Origin of the sequence: Listeria monocytogenes ATCC 19117, assembly GCF_000307025.1 — a bacterium.
Lineage (GTDB): Bacteria > Bacillota > Bacilli > Lactobacillales > Listeriaceae > Listeria > Listeria monocytogenes_B.
Window position 1 is genome coordinate 564,676 of the sequence record NC_018584.1, and the last position, 19,589, is coordinate 584,264.

Genomic DNA, 19,589 nt, shown 5'->3' on the forward strand with positions numbered 1-19,589 from the left:
TAATGAAACAAGCATTAGTTTGCGCTAATGCTTGTTTTATTTGGACCAATGATTTTTAGCTAGTAGACAACACATTGACAGTTCTATATAATAATAAGGAGAAGAAATTAGTACGGCGGAAGGAGATAGCAATGGCAGGCAAAATGAAACTTTTTTCTGTGACGAGTGAGAGACCACTTGCGACAAAAATTGCAGATTATCTAGATATACCTTTATGTGAGGTGGAGCTCCAGAAGTTCAGTGATGGAGAAGTGAAAATTAATATTGAGGAAAGTATCCGTGGAACGAATGCGTATGTTGTGCAATCAATGAATTCCAACGTAAACGAACGTCTAATGGAACTTTTAATCATGGTAGATGCCTTAAAACGCGCTTCCGTGCATTCCATCAATATAATTATGCCTTATTATGGCTATGCTCGTCAGGACAGAAAAGCTCGCTCAAGAGAACCAATTACCGCCAAATTAATGGCAAATCTAATTCAAAGAGCTGGAGCCGACCGTTTAATCACAGTAGATTTACACGCAGCTCAAATTCAAGGCTTTTTCAACATTCCAATCGATCATCTTTCAGCAATTCCGCTAATTGGTGATTATTTGATAGAAAATTACGGTGAAAAAGACGTGGTAGTTGTCGCGCCGGATCACAGTGGCGTAGTTCGCGCACGCAGAATCGCGGACCGACTAAACGCGCCAATCGCCATTTTAAACCGTAAACCAAGACCACATGAAGACGAAATTATGAGTGTCATTGGCGATGTGAAAGGCAAAGTCGCAATCGTTGTCGATGATATTATCGATACCGGCGTCCGTGCCACTACTTCAGCTGATATTTTACTTGAAAAAGGTGCCGTAGAAGTTATCGCTTGCGCAACCCACTCCGTCATGGCAGGAAATGCAACCGAACGCTTACAAAATTCCAATATCAAAGAAGTCATCACATCGGACTCCATCGATCTTCCAGAAGATAAACAATTCGACAAACTAACAACCATCTCCATCGGACGAATCTTAGGCCGCGCAATCGAAGGCGTACAAGAAAACCGCTCGTTGCATCCGTTGTTTTAAAGAATAAGCAAAAAACAGTAACTTAGTAGAGTTGCTGTTTTTTTGTTATCTGTCGACCTTGAGTAGCGTGAAAAACACCGGGAATCGTCAGAAATAGCTCTTTGAGGTAAGATGGGAGTAAGAAGAAAAGTTAGCGGGTTTTAGCTACTTATTTTGAAATGTAAATGGACTCCTCAGTCATGATGAAGGGATTACCTTTGAAAGTTTTAGTTACTTAATGTGAAATATAAATTTGGTTCCTTTGGAAAACAACAATAGCGTGTAGTATTGTTTACTTACTCATTGTGAATTGTAAATGCAGAAGCAGCAAAATAACCAAAAGTAATGACTTTCATTTTAATTGCTTAAGATGAAATATAAATGAAAACCTATTATGCTTATGATTATCTATTTCCGTTATAATTATTCCTTGCAAATAAATTCCTAAAAACAAAACCCTCATTAATTGGTTTTGTTTTTTTGTGAATAATTATAGTCAAACGAGCAATCTGTTAACAATTTAGCAATAAACGCAATAAAAAGCCGTTTTTTCACTATGGATTGTACTATAAAACATAATCTACCTATGCTAAAATTTAAGGGAAGGTAAGCTGAATAATACATATAAGGAGGACTCTACTATTGAAAAAGATTCTAGTGCCCATATTATTGTTAGCAACAATCTTAGCAAGCTGTTCCTCGCCGAATGAAAAAATAACCAAAGACACTAAAATATCCAAGACTATCACAATAAGAGCAGATTACAAAATTCCAAAAGATATTAAAGAACTTGAGGATAATAGTGCTAATATTGTTAAAGTGAAATTTCTTCAAAATAAAACGATAGGCAAGGATGGTAGTACTATTAGCGAGATAGAAATTTTGACTAGTTACAAAGGAAACCTAGAAAAAGGGAGTAAAGTAGATATTTCAGAACCGTGGTATTTAAGCGATGGTAAATATGTCGCTGTTGAAAACTATATTGCATTAGATAAGGGACAAGAATATACCATTTTTCTTGGAGAAAAAGATAAAGATACATATCCTCTTAGTAGTATGGGTTATGGTAAATTTGGTGGAAGTTTAAAAGAGGACCAAGCTGTTCTAGCAGATTTCAACATTCTTGGAGAAGTGCAAAAATTTGATTTTATCTCAGAAAATACTGAGGAAGTAAAAAATTATCAATTAATTAAAGAGCAAGTCGCAGGGAAATATAAATGAGTAAACTTAAACACCTGATTAATAACCAGGTGTTTTTTAGAGAAATCTCAGTTGCACAAACCTTAGAATTCGGTCATAATAGAAAAAAATGACAGGAGCTGATCAATTGATTATTGATGTATTGCAACATGTGCCGCACGAAGGACCTGGACTTATAGCGAATTGGGCGAGAGAAAACCAGCATCAGTTAAAAATACATTCTCTATTTGAAGAAAATGCTCATGTTCCAAATGACTCGGATTTTTTAATTGTACTTGGAGGACCCATGGGAATAAATGATACAGCCGAATTTCCGTGGTTAAAAGACGAACGTAAGCTAATAAAGCGATTAAGTGAACAGCATAAACCTGTTTTTGGTGTCTGCCTCGGCGCACAACAAATCGCAGCAACATTCGGAAGCGAAATCACTGTAAATAAAGAAAAAGAAGTAGGCTGGTTTCCTGTCAAAAGAACTTCCGACAAATTATCATTTTTCCCAGAATCATTAAATGTGTTTCACTGGCATCAAGATACGTTTGCGTTACCAGCTGGCGCCACGCGTTTATTTGCTAGTGAGGGTTGTTTGAACCAAGCTTTTTTGTACGGTGAAAATATTATCGGTTTACAGTTTCATTTTGAAATGGAAAAAGCGGGGATTGAGACGATTTTGCGAATTGATGAGGCGTTTATCACATCTGGAAAATATGTTCAAAGCGTGGAAGTGATGCGAGAGAAGGATGTTCCAGAAGATAATAAACAAATGCTTGAGGCTATTTTAGATTATTTAATAAATCCAAAAACCATCTGACGAGAAAGTCAGATGGTTTTTTCTTTAGTATCCAGTTTCAACAGAAGCGTTGACGATATACATTAAATCGTTTTTGTCTTCTTTGTCTTCTAAGAAAATGCCGCTTGTAGTCATCATTCCGCCAGCCATTTTCTCAATAGTTACAGTGCCATAAGGGATAATCGCGCGAATGGTATCTTCGTCAAGTTTTTCTTCATCACACGGTAGCGCCAATTTGATATTAACAACCATATTTTGTAAGTCGCCATCTGGAAGAAGCCCTTGAATACCGGGCATAGAGTTCGTAAAAATCGCATTTCTTACAGCTCGTTCGGCTGCTTTTGTAATATTTTGGCCGTGAACATCAACGCCAAAGCCAGTTTGGATAAATAGAATTTGTTCCATCATAAATCACTCCTTAAAATCTTTTATCAAAGCGGCGCCTGGTCGGTTTTTCGCATATCCTTCCATAACTTCGGTGAAATGTAATCCGTCAGTATCAGAAGAATTGGCGAATATTTCTGCCATTTGCTTACGTTGTGCGGCACCAAGTTCATTTTCTAATTCTTTGCCTGCTGTAGTTAGGAAGATGCAGCGTTGGCGTTTGTCGCGTCTACCTTGCTCGATCGTGAGAAGTTCGCGCTCTTTCAGTTCAGCGAGCGGCTGGTGTAGGGCTTGTTTTGATATTTCTAAAAAAGTTAAAAGTTCATTAATTGTAAGTCCAGGCATCCGCGCCGTGAAAAATAAAATACGATGATGCAATCTTTTGAGTGAATGTTTGGCAATAATCAAATCAGCGGTCTCTGTAAATGCTTTATAACCAAAGTAAAATAAAGCGATTTGTTGATTCATGTTTTGCTCATTGTTCATAAATATACCCCTTTTTCTGTCAATATCAACAGTATAGCATAAATAAGGGGACACAATAACAGTTAGCGTATCACTTTTTTAGAAGCTTTTTCGCATTATTAAGAAGATATTTTCTGCTAAACAAAACATCTAATGTATAATATTAGTATTTGAAAACAGTTAATTGTGTACAAAATGTTACGTTGATATAATTTTCAGATTTCTTTTATTTAGACAAAAAAGCGCTACCATTGTTTATTTAAAGCGATTCCTATAAAAATAAGAGTGAATAATATGAATATTAAGGCAAATCAAACGTGAAATATTTTATGAAAACGTATTGAGAGTTAGTTTTAACGCGGTTATACTTTGGGAAGAAATTAACCACTAAGGAGAGTATAAATGAAAAAAGCACTGAAACTATTTCTTGCGACGATTTGTATGTTCATAATGATATATCCTTCCACAGCAGCTCACGCAGAAGAAACGAATATTGTTAATATTCCTGATGCAAATCTTAAAACCTATCTTAATGGTCTGCTCAAGCAAGCAAGTGATGCACCAATTACTAAAACACAAATGAACACTATCCAAACCGTTACACTTTCTGGCAGCACTTATACAGACTTGACGGGTTTGGAGGAAGCTGGAAATCTGGTAACACTATCTCTTAACAATACTAACATCCAAACACTTGAACCGATTAAAAACCAAACTTCTTTGACTTACTTAACAGTGGGCGGAGACAATGTAAAAGATAGTCTTTTCGTAGATTTAAATGGACTTGTTAATTTACAAAGTCTTAGTATCAGCGGAAGCGAAGTGACACATAATGTCTTTAAGACTTTCAATAAGTTGCCAAAGTTAACTTATCTTTATGCGCAAAACTCCATGAAAATCACAGATATTTCTGCGCTTGCTTCCTTACCAGCCTTAACGACACTATTCTTACAATTTGATGGCATTGATGATTTTAGACCTTTAAATGACTTTGAAAGTTTTAAAAATGGCAACTTGAAAGCTCTTGCTGCTTTTGGGCAAAATACAGGGCGCACGAATCCAAGAATTACACTTAAATCTGGTAAGTTAGATTATAATGAAACAAACCAAACGTTATATTTACCATTTTCGATGATGCCAAAACCTTTAACGAGTTTTGATGGCACTGTTGCACCATTTTCTAAATCGACTTCCGCAAGTAATACTTATTTAGGATTTAATGATGTGGCACTCCCAAGCGCACGTCTATCCATTACCGATGATGGTATTACAGTCAGCGGTGTAACAAAAGAAGAATTCGACAATCTTGATGAAATTGAATATAATGCACGCTATGATTTTCCGACTGGAAGTTACCCGACACCACCAAGCATGAATTCTTATACCATTTCCAGCGGGACATATGATCAATATTTTGATATTAGCCACACGCTAGATTTAACGGCGGATGAAAGTTTTGACTATAATCAATACGATGCAACATCAGAAGAACAATTTTTAAAAGATGTACATGCTGAAACAGATGATGGCACAGCAGTAAAGAGCGATTTTGATCAAGTAGTTAAGCTTGATGTACCGGGTGAATATACCGTGACATTAAATGCGGAAAACGCTGCAGGACTAAAAGCAACTCCCGTAACAGTTAAAGTAACCGTTCATGAAAAACCAGTTATTACAGCCGATTCCCAAATTTCTTATAAAAAAGAATCAACTAAATCAGTCGACGAATTTTTGCAAGAAATCCATAGTTCGGTAACTGGAAATGCAGTTTTAACTAGTGATTTTGATAAAGTAGTAGATTTAAACACCCCAGGCGAATACACCGTAACTTTAAATGCAATAAATGATCGCGGCCAAAAAGCAGACCCTGTAACCGTAGTTGTGACAGTGACTACTAGCGACGGCGAACATGTTAATCCGGTTCCACCAACACCAGAAGTAAAACCCACACCTCAAGAAGAAACCGACCCAACAATCATCCCAGAACCTCAAAGCGAAAATTCAGAAGACCAAGTGAAAGAAAATAATGCAAAAACAGAAGAAAAAGCAAATAAAACTTCTTTAACAACGAAAGAAAACAAAGTAGAAAAAGCAGATAAAGCAGAAAAAACAAATCAACCGAAAACAAAAGCTTTGCCACAAACTGGTGATACTAATAAGAGCACCTTACCAATCGCAGGAGTAATGCTGAGTTTAGCGGCACTGCTGATTTTCAGAAAAAGCAAATCTTAAGTTATTGTGAATTCATTAGCAAAAAGAATGAATGGCAGGCCTAAAATCATTTTTATAGGGTATGGAATACTATAAGAAAAGTTGTAGGAGGTTTTATATGATGGAAAAATATCATCGCATTCTTGTAGCAGTGGATGGTTCTGAACCAGCAAAATTAGCCTTTGAAAAAGGACTGGAACTAGCGCTAAAATTAGACGGTGTGCTTGGAATTGCTAGTATTGTCGATTTACGTGCCTTTTCCCCGAATGTTTCTTATGATGGCAGCTTAGAAGAAAAAGCCGAACTAGAATTAAAAACGAGCGTTAATGAATACGCAGAAAAAGCTAGAACGGCAGGAGTGAAACAAGTAGAAACTTTTGTTGCTAAAGGTAATCCGAAAATCTTACTTTCCACAGACATTCCAGCAGAGTTCCAAGCAGATTTAATTATTTGCGGAGCGACTGGGATGAACCGAGTAGAAAAGCTAGTTCTTGGTAGTGTTTCTTCTTATATTATGGCTCATGCAATTTGCGATACTTTAATAGCTAGATAAAAAAAGCGTAGATATCTTTGTTAGAAGATATCTACGCTTTTTATTATCAAAACGGATCGAAGTAAGTGTATTCTGTTACGCCGCCCTCGATAGGTTTACTAATACGGTTAAGTTCATCGACGATTTTTTTAGCATCATCACCAAACACAGGGAGCGGTTGATAATTGTTTTCTGTCGTACTACCATCTGAATTTTCATAAGTTGGAACGATAGAAATATCTTTTAGAACGATTTTATTATCTTCCTTCGTAAAGCGCAGTTGGAACATCGATGTCATACGGGAAAGTAGCGTAGGATCAGCTCCAAAAGCAAAGTCGCCCATGCTATAAACGATGTATTTATCTTTATATTTTTCAACGCTTTCTAGGCGATGAGGGTGAGAGCCCATAATTATATCAGCACCAGCATCTAAAATCGCATGACCAAATTGGGTTTGATAATCCGTTGGTGTTTCGCGATATTCGACGCCCCAGTGCATATTAACGATAACGAGAGTATTTTCTTTTTTGTATTTCTTCACGTCTTTTACAATTCTTTCAAGATAAGCAGGAGATTGCTGACTCATACGGCAATCGTAGCCTAGTAGAACAGTTTTCATCCCTTTAATGGTTGTTTCAAGTGGAGCGTCGGTATTGAAAACAGGAATATTATTCTCTTTAAAAGCCTTTAATGTGTCATCGTAACCAACTTGGAAGTAATCCATTGTATGGTTATTGGCCAAATTTGCTGCTTCTACACCGCTCGCTGGTAAAAAGGCGACGTGTGCAGGGTCACTTTTGATGCGCCATTTTTTATTTTCTGCTTTTGTTGCATTCGTAAAGGCACTTTCAGCGTTAATGACAGTGTAGTCATCAGATTTAAACCAAGGAAGGCAGTTTTTATAAACATAGGTATTATTGCCGTTGTTTTTTTGGAATACGTTATCGAATTTGAGGTGTTCGGGCGTTTCAGGATAGGTTCCAAATGAATTATCGCCAACCATGGTCAAAGTGACAACACCTTTTTCTTTCAAACCTTGTTGATTGGTTGCGGCTGCGGCATAAAACCAATCATATTGATTTGTTTTTTCGATGGCTGATAGTTTTTGTTCACTTGCAAGAAAAGCAGGATATACTTTCCCAAGCGTTTTTTCATCTGTTTTGCCGGTCGTATACGATTTTACAGCTTCTAAACAGGCTGTGAGATTTTGGAGATAGGCGCCAGAATCATTTTTTTCAACTGGATAGGATTTTAGTTCTTTAATTAATTGATTTAAATCGGAAATAGAAGCTTTGTCAGCTCCTGAACTTGCTAGGGAATTCAAGGTTTTCTTAGCTTCTGATGAAATGGTTTTAACATTAGCTGGACTTGTTTTTTTTAGTGGCTCGGTTTGAGTGGCTTTTTGGTCAGATTGATTAGTAGAATTTGTAATCCAAAAAGCACCAGCGACAAAAATAAGTACTAAACCAGTAATAATAACATAGGTACGTCTCTTCAACTAGATATCCTCCGTAGTTCCTTTTTTTCTAAGTATAGTAATTGTAAGGAAGAAACACAAGTCTATATTTAGTAAAACAAAAGCCCAAAATAAATTGTTTTGGGCTCAGACTGTAGACAAAGTGAGAAATCATTTTATCTACAGTCTTTTTTGTTTTATAATAATGTTAAGGCTTACATAAAACAACGAGGTGATTAAAATGCTTTCTAAACATCAACAACAGGCGCGAAATCAATTAATAGCCATCTCTTTAGATGATTTGGTCCCAGAGGACCATTTAGTAAGAAAAATAGATAAGGTGATTAATTTTGATTTTATCTACCCATTAGTAGAACATACTTATTCTCATACAGGAAGACCTAGTGTAGACCCGGTAGTTCTTATAAAGCTAGTACTCATCCAATATCTTTTTGGCATCCGTTCCATGCGCCAAACTATAAAAGAAGTAGAAACGAACATGGCTTACCGCTGGTTTTTAGGATATGATTTCAATCAAAAAATCCCTCACTTCTCTACTTTTGGTAAAAATTACGTGCGACGTTTTGCAGAAACAGAGGTGTTCGAACACATTTTTTATCGCATTTTAAAACAAGCCATGGAGGCTGGTTTAGTGGACCCTGACGTTGCGTTTGTGGACTCTACCCATGTGAAAGCCAATGCGAATAAACACAAATTTCATAAAAAATTGATTCGAAAAGAAAACACGCGTTTATCAAGAAGTACTAGAAGATGAAATTAATGTCAGCCGAGTTGCCGAAGGAAAAAAGCCATTCGCCAGGAAAGAAAGTCAGGAGGAGAAAGAAAGCAAAATAAGTGATACGGATCCCGAAAGCGGCTACTATGTCAAAGGAGAACGGGAAAAACAATTTGCTTATTCTTTCCATACGGCTTGTGATACCAATGGTTTTATTCTAGGTTCCATTGTCACTCCAGGTAATATTCATGATAGCCAACAATTGATTCCACTTATTGAAAAATTAAAAAACACCCTTTCTACCCCTTTGGTGGTCGTTGCAGATGCTGGATATAAAACACCCATTATCGCTAAATACCTTTGGAGTCAAGGAATAGAAGCGGTGCTTCCGTATACTCGACCAAAAGGAAAAGAAGGCTTATTTTCGAAACGAGCGTTTCTCTATGACCATTATTTAGACAGTTATCTTTGTCCAAATGAGGCATTGTTATCCTATGTTCGTACTACAAGAGATGGTTATCGTCTTTATAAATCTAATTCACTTCACTGTAGTAGTTGCGCTCTCTTAAAGGATTGCACGCAAAATAAACAAAAAGAAAAAATGATTTTACGACATCTTTGGGAGCCTTACTTAGAAGTTTCGGAGGAACTGCGCTACACAGAACAGCATAAAAAATGGTATAGACGCAGGAAAGAAACCATCGAAAGATGTTTTGCGGATGCCAAAGAAAAGCATGGTATGAGATGGACTACTTATCGCGGACTTGCAAAAGTAACCCTCCAAGCGATGCTTACTTTTGCAGCCATGAACCTGAAAAAAATGGCTAATTGGCTATGGAAAAAGGCGGTGCCTTTTTATTTTTTTGACTTTAAACAGAAAAAAACGGTCCTTCTCAAATATTAAAGCTTGAGAAGGACCGTTTTTCTACAGTCTGAGCCCAAAATAAATTGTTTTGGGCTTTTTGTCTGGCTATTTATTTAGAACCTTTTTCGACATAGCTTAAGTCATTTACATCACCAATAGTGAATTTACCATCTTTGTAAGTGATTTTTGTTACACTTGCATTTTTGATACCTTCTGCAGGCAGTTTGTATCCTGGTTCGATAGTATCAAGAAGCGCACCGATGCTTAGTCCGTGGGAAACTAGTAATACATTGCTATCGCCATTTTTGCTTTCTTTTTTAGCAACATCTGTTAAACCTTCTTTTAGACGAGCTTGGATAGTTGCATAGTCTTCAGCAGGCCAGTTTTCGCCTTCTTTCACACGAGTTTTATCAAGAGCTGCTACACTATCAGCAAAATCTTTTGGCGAGATACCAGCTTTTTGCCACTCTTCTAAAGTTTTACCTTGGCTTTTCGCAATATCAGTCCACATATTTTCATTTAAATCGCCTTCATAAGAACCAAAATTGAATTCACGGAAACGTGGATCAGTTTGTACTTCTTTATCAGCGGATTTATCGCTTTCTTTCAAAATTAAGTTTGCAGTTTGGATAGCACGACCACTGTCGCTGCTGTAAGCTGCAGAGAAATCAACGTCTTTTAAGCCTTTACCAGCGCTTTTAACTACTTCTTCACCAGCGGGAGTAAGAACCGCATCAGACCAACCTTGTACACGGTCAGTTGTGTTTAGCATTGTTTTACCATGACGTACTACATAAAATGTCACAGTGCCATCTTCTTTAGTTTCTTTTGTCTCTTTCTTGTCTGCAGATGTACTGTTACCGCAACCTGCAATTAATAGTACTGCGCATAACGCCATCATCAATTTAAAAATATTTTTCTTCATCTTGTTCTCCTTTTTTGTTAGTATTTAGCAAAATAAAAACCTAGATAAATCGAAAACTAGCCCAAAAAGCCAATTCTCCATTTATCTAGGTTATGCCCAAGTTGGTAACATTCCTGAATAAGGATATTTGTTTATAGGACGATTTTAGCATGGATGGAAAGCGTTTACAAGTCTGTTTTTGATAAAAATTGGAAAAATAAGTAAATTATTTGTTTGAAACGCTAATTCAATTTCCATTATAAAAAGGCTCAGATTTAATCCAAGCCTTTTCCTGCAACACCTAAACCAACAAAACCGCAACCAACGCCAAAACCGCCGGCAAGCCCTGTTTCACCAAAATCCCCTTAGAAGAAGTCGCTCCGCCAAACAGCGCCGCCACAACCACACAACTCAAAAAGAAAATCTGCACAGTCTCCGCAAATCCTGCTCCCGCGAAAAACAATCCCCACACAAGCCCTGCCGCAAGAAAGCCATTATAAAGCCCTTGATTCGCAAACAGCGTCTGTACTTTTTTATTCGCAAGTAATTCCTTCTCCACGCCAAATGTCTTGGCTGCGAGTTTGGTATTGGCGAAAAACATTTCTAAAATCATTATATAAATATGCTCGATCATTACGATGAAGGTTAAAATAAATGCTAAAATGGCCATAAAAAATCCCTCTTTTCTACTTCGAAGTATAGCATAGCTTGTAAATTTTTCGTAAAAATAGAGCTTGAAACGTTGACTTATTGGCGAAATCTCCGTAATATCAAACGTAGACTACTTAATTTTTAGTCTGAAAAGGGGGAAACTATATGCAACAAGAAGCAACAGGTGGGCAGAAAATTCGGCCGATACCGATTATTGCCTCATTTTTGATGGCGGGGTTCATTGGGCTATTCAGTGAAACTGCTCTTAACATGGCGCTTAGTGATTTGATTCAGGTGTTTGATATTAGTTCAGCGACAGTGCAGTGGCTTACGACAGGTTATTTGCTAACGCTTGGAATATTAGTACCGATTTCGGGATTACTTTTACAATGGTTTACAACACGAGGTTTATTTTTTACAGCAGTGAGTTTTTCGATTGCTGGTACGCTGATTGCGGCGCTTTCGCCAACGTTTGCAATGTTAATGATTGGGCGTGTAGTGCAAGCAGTAGGTACGGCGCTATTACTACCATTAATGTTTAACACGATTTTACTGATTTTCCCAGAGCATAAACGTGGCTCAGCAATGGGGATGATCGGGCTGGTAATTATGTTTGCTCCAGCAGTTGGTCCGACAATTTCAGGACTAATTTTAGAAAACTTAACTTGGAACTGGATTTTCTGGATTTCCTTGCCATTCCTTATTATTGCGTTATTATTCGGAATGAAATTTATGCAAAATGTTTCGGTTGTTACGAAGCCGAAAATTGATATTTTATCGATTATTCTTTCGACGCTAGGTTTTGGTGGAGTTGTATTTGCCTTTAGTAGTGCGGGAGAAAGTGGTTGGGGAAGCGCAACGGTATTAGTTTCAATTATCGTTGGTGGACTTGCGCTTGGACTCTTTGTTTGGCGCCAACTAACAATGGAAAAACCTTTGATGGACTTGAAAGTATTTAAATACCCAATGTTCACATTAGGACTTATTTTAGTATTTATCAGCTTTATGATGATTCTTTCAACGATGATTTTACTACCGCTATACTTGCAAAATAGTTTAGCGCTCGCAGCATTTTCAGCGGGATTAGTATTACTTCCGGGTGGGGTGCTGAATGGTTTAATGTCACCATTTACTGGCCGTTTGTTCGATGCATACGGTCCACGCGCACTTGTTATCCCAGGGTTTATCGTAGCGGTTGTGGCACTATTTTTCTTAACGAGAATAGAAGTTGGAACATCTGCATTAACCATCATCGTACTTCATTCGGTGTTAATGATTGGGATTTCGATGGTCATGATGCCGGCACAAACAAACGGATTAAACCAATTACCGCCAAAATTATATCCTGATGGTACGGCGATTATGAACACGTTGCAACAAGTTTCCGGCGCGATTGGAACGGCTGTTGCGATTACGATCATGTCAGCTGGACAAAAAGCTTATATGGAAACGGCGCAAGGAGTAGGACCGGAGCAAATGGTTGCTTCACTGACAGCAGGAATTCAAAATGCCTTTGTCTTTGGACTGATTATGGCTTGTATTGGTCTTCTGTGCTCGTTATTTATTCGTAAAGCTAAATAATAAAGCGAAGAGAACTTCTCGTAATGAGAGGTTCTTTTTTGTTTTGACAAATGGGTTCTGAGTGGTTAAAATGATAGTAAATATAGTTTATAAAGTTTATTTAATAACTTTACGAATGGAGTGGTTGATGATGGCAATTCCTCGTGATTTAAAAGAATTGAATAAGAAAAATATCAAGTCGATTTTACGGCAACAAGGTGCGATGACGAAAGCGGAAATCGCCGAAGTGACTGGGCTAAGTGTAGTTACAGTGAACAAGCTGATTCGTGATTTAGTGGAAAATGAAGAGATTTTAGAACAAGATAATTCGGTTGCGACTGGCGGAAGAAGAGCTGTTTCGTATGAAATTAATCCTAATTTTCAGCAGGTGTTGGTTATTAGTTTGCAAGAAAAGTGGAAGAAAATTACTTATTCTTTTTCGGTCTATAATTTGCTTGGTGAGCCGGAGTTTGTGGAGGATATGTCTGGGGAGGATTTGGACATTACTGCGCTGAAACGGAATACGAAAGATCTTGTTTGCGCTTTTCCGAAGATTTCTTGTGTTGTAATCGGGGTGCCGGGAATTGAAATAGGCGGTAAGCTACGTGCGATGGACTTTCCGCTACTTTTAAATGTGCAATTGCGGGAGACTTTGGAGGCGGAAGTGAATTTGCCGGTGTTGGTTGAGACGGATACGAATGCGGCAATTTTAGGGTATAAAAATCGGCCGGTGAAAGAGGAGAATATCGTTGGACTTTATTATCCGGAGCGTTTTCCACCGGGTGCGGGGCTTTTGATGAACGGAGAGATTTTGAAAGGTCAGAATGGGCTGGCTGGGGAGATTAAGCATATGCCGCTTCAAGTGGACTGGGATAACTTTGATTTTTCGGTGGATGAAATTAAAGCGCACATTCGTAAAATGGTGCTGCTCACGATGAGTTTTTATGATCCGGAAACGATTGTGCTCTATACAAATTTTTATTTTGGGCAGAAGGATTTCACCGAGGAACTGACGGAAGAGTTAAAGCAAGTTTATCCATATGCGGTTTTGCCGGAGATTGTGTTGTCGCGTAAGTTTACGACGGATTATCGGATTGGGCTTTTGGCGTTTGGGATTGATTATTTGGAGAATAATATGACGGATTGGCGGATATAAAAAAAGAGCCCTTTGACAGGCTCTTTTTTACTTATTTAAAGAAATTCGGTAAATACTCTTTATGCGCTTCTAAAAGTTCGTCCAGCATTTCGCGGGCTACAGATTCGCTTGGAGTTAGTGGGTTGATTGTCATTGCAAGGAGTGCTTTGTCGTAATCTCCAGTAACTGCTGCTTCGGCTGTTAGGCGCTCGAAAGTTTTGATTTCTTGGATGATGCCGTTGATAGCGATTGGAAGGCGTCCGCTTGCTAGTGGAATTGGGCCTTGGCGAGTGATGACACAGTTTGTTTCTACTGCGGAATCAGGGTCGATATCAAGGATGGCACCATTGTTACGAGTATTAACGATTTGAATGTCGCGTTTGTCGTTGTAGATAGAGTTAATTAGGTTACATGCTGCTTCACTGTAGTAAGCGCCGCCGCGTTGTTCTAATTGTTTTGGTTTTTCAGCAAGTTCTTCTTGTTTGTAAAGCTCGAATAGTTCAGCTTCTACTTTTTTAACAACTTCTGCACGAGTACCATGTTCTGCGTATGCGCGAGCTTGGTCTTCCAGTTGTTGTTTTGTTTGCCAGTAGTAGCGCAAGTAGTCGATTGGAATCATGTTTAGTGTACGCAAGAACGTTTTGTCCCAACCAGTTGCGTTGATGTTTTTAAGGCTTGAGCCAGCTTCATCTTCTGTCATTTTGAAAACAACATCTTTTGTTACGTCTTTGCCATTATGATAAACAGTTTTCGCGAATACCATGTGGTTTAGACCAACGAATTCTACGTAAATTTCAGAAACGTCTACGCCAAGAGTTTCAGCGATATTGCGTTCGATGCCGATAGGGCCGTTACATAAGCCGACAACTTTCTTTTGGTTACTGTAACGAAGAACTGCTTCTGTTACCATTCCTGCAGGGTTAGCAAAGTTGATTAACCAAGCATCTGGGCAAAGGCGTTCCATGTCTTTACAAATATCTAAAATAACTGGGATTGTGCGAAGTCCTTTGAACATGCCGCCTGGTCCGTTTGTTTCTTGACCAACAACGCCATATGAATTCGGGATGCGCTCATCTTTCACACGTGCATCTAGTAAACCTACACGTAATTGTGTTGTTACGAAATCAGCATCTTTTAAAGCTTCTTCACGGTCTAGTGTTAAATGTACTTCCATGTCAACGCCAGCTTTTTCTACCATACGTTTTGCTAAATTACCAACGATTTCTAATTTTTCACGGCCAGCTTCTACGTCGACTAACCATAGTTCACGAACTGGTAATTCGTCTTGACGTTTAATAAATCCTTCGATTAGTTCAGGTGTATAACTTGATCCGCCACCAATAGTTGCGATTTTAATACCTTTAGTCATTATTTATACCTCCAAGGATATTTTTTTGAAAAGGCTTACTTATTTGGTATCACCTTTTCTTCTCACAGTTATAGTATAGGAATTTTATGAAAAAATAGCTAGTATTTGACGAGGTTTAGGTAAGGATTTTCTAAGTAGGAACTTGTCACATTTGAGTAACGAGGTGTTACATGGTAAAATAAAGCGAAAAGAGGTGCGAAAATGCTTTTTTTGGATAAAAATTTGGAATTAAATGATACGGAATTAGATATTTATAATTATATTGTGGCGAATTTAGATAAAGTTGTTTATATGCGGATTCGCGATTTGGCGACGGAAGCGCATGTGAGTACGACGACAATTCTACGTTTTTGCCGAAAATTTGGTTGTAATGGTTTTTCGGAGTTTCGGGTGAAATTACAGCTTTATTTGGAAGAGCAGAAGTTGGCGCAAATTGATATGGCGGATGAAACGACTTATATTGATTTTCTAAAACGGACGGCGCAACCGGAGTTTAAAGCGCAAATTCAAAACGCAGTGGAAATTCTCCGTGACCGCGAACTGGTTTTATTTGCTGGGGTGGGTTCGTCGGGTGTAATTGCTGAATATGGCGCGATTTATTTTTCGTCATTATTTACGCTGGCGCTACATATTGAAGATCCGCTTAACCACCCGTTTTACCATTTATCGAGCAAATTATCCGATAAAATCTGCATGATTGCGATTTCGGTGGAAGGGGAAAATGAAGACATCATTCGCTACATTCACCAACTGAAGGCGCAAAATTGTAAAGTAATTTCGATTACGAATAGCGCGAAATCAACAATTGCAAGGCTATCTGACGCGAACATCGCTTATTATATTAATAAGGAAATGTACCAGGAAGCGAATATCACGTCCCAACTACCGGCGCTATATACAATTGAAAATATTGCCCGGGAAATAAGAACGCAAATTGATAAAGAGAAAATGTAAAAAGCTAAGTTTTGCTTGGATTTCCGAGCAAAACTTTTTTTGTAACAAAATTGTCACTTACGAAGAATTTTTTAATTTGCTACGATAGTTCTTTGGAGGTGAAATTATGTACAGTAATAGGAAAGAGAAGGTCGTTTTTACACTTATTATGTGTTCTTTGATGATTTTATGCATGAGCTCTTATAATATCTTTCTTGAAAATGGTATTGGCGCGAATTCCTTTATGATTATTTTAAAAGCATTTGTCCCGTTTCTTTTTATTGGATTTTTATTAGACTTTTTTGTTGTCGGAAAAATTGTGTATCGTCTACACGCCCATTTGGTTAGTGAAGATGCTTCGAAATTTAAAAAGATCATTATGATGCAATTGTTGATGGTTACATTTATGTGTGTGCTTATGTCGACGCTTAGCCTGATTGTGAACCAAGGCGAATGGAGTCATCTAGGTATTCTTATTTTGCGCAATTATTTTGTGGCTTTATTTTTGCAAATTTTTATCGTGTCACCGTTTGTGCGGTTAATTAGTCCGCGGATTTTTGCGCTTTTGTAAAAATGAAAAACGCTTAGTCGAGTTTAGGCCCGGCTAAGCGTTTTGTTATTTATGTTCGGCATAATAAGCCTCGAGCGCGTCTTCCACGGTTTTCTTCGTGTAGCCGTTATCGATAATATAGCCAAGATCATGTTTTCTAAAGCTGGTTTTCAAATGATCAATTAGGTCAGCGAAGTAATATTCAATGCCTTTGTCATCAAGCCATTTGAGCAAGTCTTTCATAGATTCGGTTGCGGTTGTATCAATGTTAATAATCGCACTCGCTTCAAAAATGACTAGTTTTGTATCATCTTGAACTGCTTCTTTTAATCCGTCTGCGAATTTGTTGAAATTCCCGAAGAAAAGAGAAGCGCTATAACGATAAATGACAACATTTGGAATTGGTTTTGCTTCTGGTTTACGTTTTAAATCGAAATAACCGTGGCGTCCTTCGATCACTCCAAGAATGGCAATTGGTGATTTCATCGAACGACTTACTACGTTAATGAATGATAGGAAAATCCCAAGTAGTACCCCGAAAATAACGCCAACTAAAAGGGTACCAAGTGCTGCAACAATCCAAACAGTTGCTTCACGACGAGAAACTTTGAATAAACCTTTTAACACATCTACATCAATAATACCTACAAGGGCAGCAAATACGATACCTGAAAGAACTGGTTGCGGCATATAGTAAAGTAAGCCACTTAAGAAGGCAACGATTAGCGCAATAATGGTCGCAGCAACGATAGAAACCATTTGCGTTTTACCACGAAATTGTTCGTTAGCAGCAGTTCTGGATACGCTGGCACTTGCTGGGGAACAACCAGAAAACGCAGCGACGAAATTAGAAATCCCATAAGCAAATAACTCACGATTATCATCAATCGTATATTTGTTCCTCATAGCAAAACTTTCACTTGGTAAAAGCGAACCGGCAAAAGTTGCGATGGCACATACTAAACCGCCGCCAACCGCGAGTGCCCACGAACTTGCACCAAAATCTGGAAGTGCTAGCGAAGGGAAACCAACTGGAATTTTACCTACAATATCAACATTATATTGATCTAATTTAAAGAAATAAGCAGCCATTGTCCCAAGTACTAAAACTACAAGAGACATAGGGATTTTTGGTATAACTTTTTTACAAGTGATAACAATAATGACTGTAACCACGCCCATGGCAAATGAAATCCAATTGGACTGGAAAAACTGTCCGAAAATAATGCCTAGACTAGAGAAGAAACTATCTCCGCTTTCTTTTAGGCCCATTATCTTAGGAATTTGCCCCATAATGATGGAGACACTAAGTCCGGAAATGAATCCACTAAGAACCGGGGCTGATATGTATTTTGCGAAACGTCCTAATTTTAATACGGAGAAAAGAACTAAAAATATTGCACAAAAGAATGCGAGAATTGGGGCGAGCGCGATAGCTTCTTTAGATCCGGCAGCAAGTCCAGCTGTTCCTAAAATGATGGATCCTGTGATGGCACTTGCCGTTGCATCAATTCCGAAAACAAGTTGTGGTGAACTGGCAAAAATAACATACGCAATAACCGGTAAAAATGATGCATATAATCCATAAATGGGTGGAAGTCCTGCTACTTGTGCATATCCCATTGCAACTGGAATCGTCAGTGCAGCAACACCAACGCCTGAAATGACATCATTTCGTAAATAGGATATTTTGTACCCATTTAGTGAAAGCAAGATGTGTTTAAACATAAGTTCCTCCCTTGAAATGTATTTTTATTCTTTATTTTACATCATAAATACATATTAATGAAATCTTATACTATTTACCCCGTTCTTTGTTATACCAATCATAAAACCACGATCTCTTTTTAAGAAATCGTGGCTTTTTTTATTTGTTTTTGGCATAAATGTTCATGGCTTCTTTGAGGAAGTGAGAAAGGCCATCACCGAACTGATCGATATTTTTAGTGAAGCGCTCATCAGCAACGTACATTTCCCCAAGATCAGCAAAGGCTTCTAGGGAATAAATATTGCCGTGGGTGTCATTCAAGTAATGGAAAAAATGGTCAATTGCGAGTTGGGCTTCTTCTGACTCGGGAGAGAGTTCTCGAACAGATGCTAAATGACGAAATTCTGCGTCGAAACTTTCTTTTAAAGTTAATTTTTCTTTTTCGTTCATATTATTTACTTTTTCATTGGCTTTTTCTACTACTTTATCGCCCCAACGTTTTTTTGCTTCTTCTTCGTATGGATTGGTGGAAAAATCAAAACCAGTGAATTTTTCTTTGTTTGTCATTGTTATTTCTCCTTTTTCATTCCTGATGGTCTGGTCGAGGGTTGCTAGCATGGTTTCAATGCGCTGCTTTTTTTCTATTAGTAAGTGACGCTGCAAATCTAAAGCAACATTTTTATCGAAAAAAGGATCATCAAGAATTTGTTTTATTTTTTTCAAAGGGAAATCGAGTTCTTTAAAGAAAAGAATTTGTTGTAATTTGTCGACATCGTTTTCTGAATAAATACGATAGCCATTCCAGTCATCTTTTTGCGGGACAAGTAGGCCTATTTTATCGTAGTGGTGGAGTGTGCGCACACTTACACCAGTGAGTTCAGCTAATTCTTTTATTTGCATGAGTGATTCCTCCTTCTGCTTTTACTATAAAGTATGACGTCGCGTGATAGTCAAGCTTGAATTTGTGTTTATTATAACCTTTTTAGTGGAAAAGAAAATTAGTTGTAGTCAACTTCTTTAAAAAAAATGAATAAAAGCATGGAAAAAAAGTGGGCATTCTCGTATAATGAAATGTAAATGTGTCTATTTTGTGACAT

At 37.9% G+C, this 19,589-nt stretch carries 17 protein-coding genes and 1 pseudogene; 10 read left to right on the top strand and 8 right to left on the bottom strand.

Features of this window, described 5'->3' with window-relative positions; translation table 11 throughout:
- The first annotated feature begins 131 nt into the window (after window positions 1–131).
- From LMOATCC19117_RS02755 to LMOATCC19117_RS02765, 3 genes are all read left to right on the top strand, one after another.
- On the top strand, window positions 132–1,067 hold the full coding sequence (locus LMOATCC19117_RS02755; RefSeq protein ID WP_003725720.1) for a ribose-phosphate diphosphokinase: 936 nt from the start codon (window positions 132–134) through the stop codon (window positions 1,065–1,067).
- A gap of 621 nt (window positions 1,068–1,688) precedes the next feature.
- The gene (locus LMOATCC19117_RS02760; RefSeq protein ID WP_003740445.1) at window positions 1,689–2,267 is read left to right on the top strand and encodes a hypothetical protein; all 579 of its coding nucleotides are present in this window, start codon (window positions 1,689–1,691) and stop codon (window positions 2,265–2,267) included.
- A 106-nt stretch (window positions 2,268–2,373) separates the two neighbouring features.
- A complete protein-coding gene (locus tag LMOATCC19117_RS02765) occupies window positions 2,374–3,054 on the top strand; it encodes a type 1 glutamine amidotransferase (RefSeq protein ID WP_003734788.1) in 681 nt (226 codons plus the stop codon).
- 24 nt (window positions 3,055–3,078) lie between these two features.
- On the opposite strand, the gene LMOATCC19117_RS02770 is transcribed toward LMOATCC19117_RS02765, so the two are convergent.
- Together LMOATCC19117_RS02770 and LMOATCC19117_RS02775 are read right to left on the bottom strand one after the other, a co-directional pair.
- Entirely contained in the window at window positions 3,079–3,438 is a 360-nt protein-coding gene (locus tag LMOATCC19117_RS02770; RefSeq protein WP_003725723.1) for a Lin0512 family protein, read from the bottom strand.
- A 6-nt stretch (window positions 3,439–3,444) separates the two neighbouring features.
- Window positions 3,445–3,903: a MarR family transcriptional regulator gene (locus LMOATCC19117_RS02775; protein WP_003725724.1), complete on the bottom strand. Its 459-nt coding sequence runs from the start codon at window positions 3,901–3,903 to the stop codon at window positions 3,445–3,447.
- Window positions 3,904–4,284: 381 nt separating this feature from the next.
- Between LMOATCC19117_RS02775 and LMOATCC19117_RS02780 the strand changes: the two genes are divergently transcribed.
- Both LMOATCC19117_RS02780 and LMOATCC19117_RS02785 read left to right on the top strand, forming a co-directional pair.
- Complete coding sequence (locus LMOATCC19117_RS02780; RefSeq protein WP_003734789.1) at window positions 4,285–6,114, top strand: lmo0514 family class 1 internalin; 1,830 nt, start codon at window positions 4,285–4,287, stop codon at window positions 6,112–6,114.
- 100 nt (window positions 6,115–6,214) lie between these two features.
- Window positions 6,215–6,646, top strand: coding sequence for a universal stress protein (locus tag LMOATCC19117_RS02785; protein WP_003721301.1), 432 nt, complete (start codon window positions 6,215–6,217; stop codon window positions 6,644–6,646).
- Between the two features lie 46 nt (window positions 6,647–6,692).
- On the opposite strand, the gene LMOATCC19117_RS02790 is transcribed toward LMOATCC19117_RS02785, so the two are convergent.
- The gene (locus LMOATCC19117_RS02790; protein WP_003727298.1) at window positions 6,693–8,123 is read right to left on the bottom strand and encodes a CapA family protein; all 1,431 of its coding nucleotides are present in this window, start codon (window positions 8,121–8,123) and stop codon (window positions 6,693–6,695) included.
- Between the two features lie 199 nt (window positions 8,124–8,322).
- On the opposite strand from LMOATCC19117_RS02790, the pseudogene LMOATCC19117_RS02795 reads away from it, so the two are divergent.
- Window positions 8,323–9,721: pseudogene (locus tag LMOATCC19117_RS02795) on the top strand (IS1182 family transposase).
- A gap of 70 nt (window positions 9,722–9,791) precedes the next feature.
- Here LMOATCC19117_RS02795 and LMOATCC19117_RS02800 read toward each other — a convergent pair.
- Complete coding sequence (locus LMOATCC19117_RS02800) at window positions 9,792–10,607, bottom strand: histidine phosphatase family protein (protein ID WP_003727297.1); 816 nt, start codon at window positions 10,605–10,607, stop codon at window positions 9,792–9,794.
- A 280-nt stretch (window positions 10,608–10,887) separates the two neighbouring features.
- Complete coding sequence (locus LMOATCC19117_RS02805; protein ID WP_003727296.1) at window positions 10,888–11,256, bottom strand: DUF1304 domain-containing protein; 369 nt, start codon at window positions 11,254–11,256, stop codon at window positions 10,888–10,890.
- A 146-nt stretch (window positions 11,257–11,402) separates the two neighbouring features.
- On the opposite strand from LMOATCC19117_RS02805, the gene LMOATCC19117_RS02810 reads away from it, so the two are divergent.
- Both LMOATCC19117_RS02810 and LMOATCC19117_RS02815 read left to right on the top strand, forming a co-directional pair.
- The gene (locus tag LMOATCC19117_RS02810; protein ID WP_003727295.1) at window positions 11,403–12,818 is read left to right on the top strand and encodes a DHA2 family efflux MFS transporter permease subunit; all 1,416 of its coding nucleotides are present in this window, start codon (window positions 11,403–11,405) and stop codon (window positions 12,816–12,818) included.
- Window positions 12,819–12,948: 130 nt separating this feature from the next.
- The gene (locus tag LMOATCC19117_RS02815) at window positions 12,949–13,953 is read left to right on the top strand and encodes an ROK family transcriptional regulator (protein WP_003740448.1); all 1,005 of its coding nucleotides are present in this window, start codon (window positions 12,949–12,951) and stop codon (window positions 13,951–13,953) included.
- Between the two features lie 31 nt (window positions 13,954–13,984).
- Here LMOATCC19117_RS02815 and LMOATCC19117_RS02820 read toward each other — a convergent pair whose 3' ends face one another.
- Window positions 13,985–15,301: a 6-phospho-beta-glucosidase gene (locus LMOATCC19117_RS02820; RefSeq protein ID WP_003726689.1), complete on the bottom strand. Its 1,317-nt coding sequence runs from the start codon at window positions 15,299–15,301 to the stop codon at window positions 13,985–13,987.
- Window positions 15,302–15,502: 201 nt separating this feature from the next.
- Here LMOATCC19117_RS02820 and LMOATCC19117_RS02825 point away from each other — a divergent pair, with 201 nt between their 5' ends.
- Together LMOATCC19117_RS02825 and LMOATCC19117_RS02830 are read left to right on the top strand one after the other, a co-directional pair.
- Window positions 15,503–16,255, top strand: coding sequence for a MurR/RpiR family transcriptional regulator (locus LMOATCC19117_RS02825; protein ID WP_003726690.1), 753 nt, complete (start codon window positions 15,503–15,505; stop codon window positions 16,253–16,255).
- Window positions 16,256–16,361: 106 nt separating this feature from the next.
- Window positions 16,362–16,805, top strand: coding sequence for a hypothetical protein (locus LMOATCC19117_RS02830; RefSeq protein ID WP_003731266.1), 444 nt, complete (start codon window positions 16,362–16,364; stop codon window positions 16,803–16,805).
- A 45-nt stretch (window positions 16,806–16,850) separates the two neighbouring features.
- Here LMOATCC19117_RS02830 and LMOATCC19117_RS02835 read toward each other — a convergent pair whose 3' ends face one another.
- Together LMOATCC19117_RS02835 and LMOATCC19117_RS02840 are read right to left on the bottom strand one after the other, a co-directional pair.
- Window positions 16,851–18,512: a SulP family inorganic anion transporter gene (locus LMOATCC19117_RS02835; protein WP_003734864.1), complete on the bottom strand. Its 1,662-nt coding sequence runs from the start codon at window positions 18,510–18,512 to the stop codon at window positions 16,851–16,853.
- Between the two features lie 139 nt (window positions 18,513–18,651).
- Window positions 18,652–19,392 (bottom strand): MerR family transcriptional regulator, encoded by a 741-nt coding sequence (locus LMOATCC19117_RS02840; RefSeq protein ID WP_003734863.1) that lies wholly within the window; start codon window positions 19,390–19,392, stop codon window positions 18,652–18,654.
- Between the last annotated feature and the right edge of the window lie 197 nt (window positions 19,393–19,589).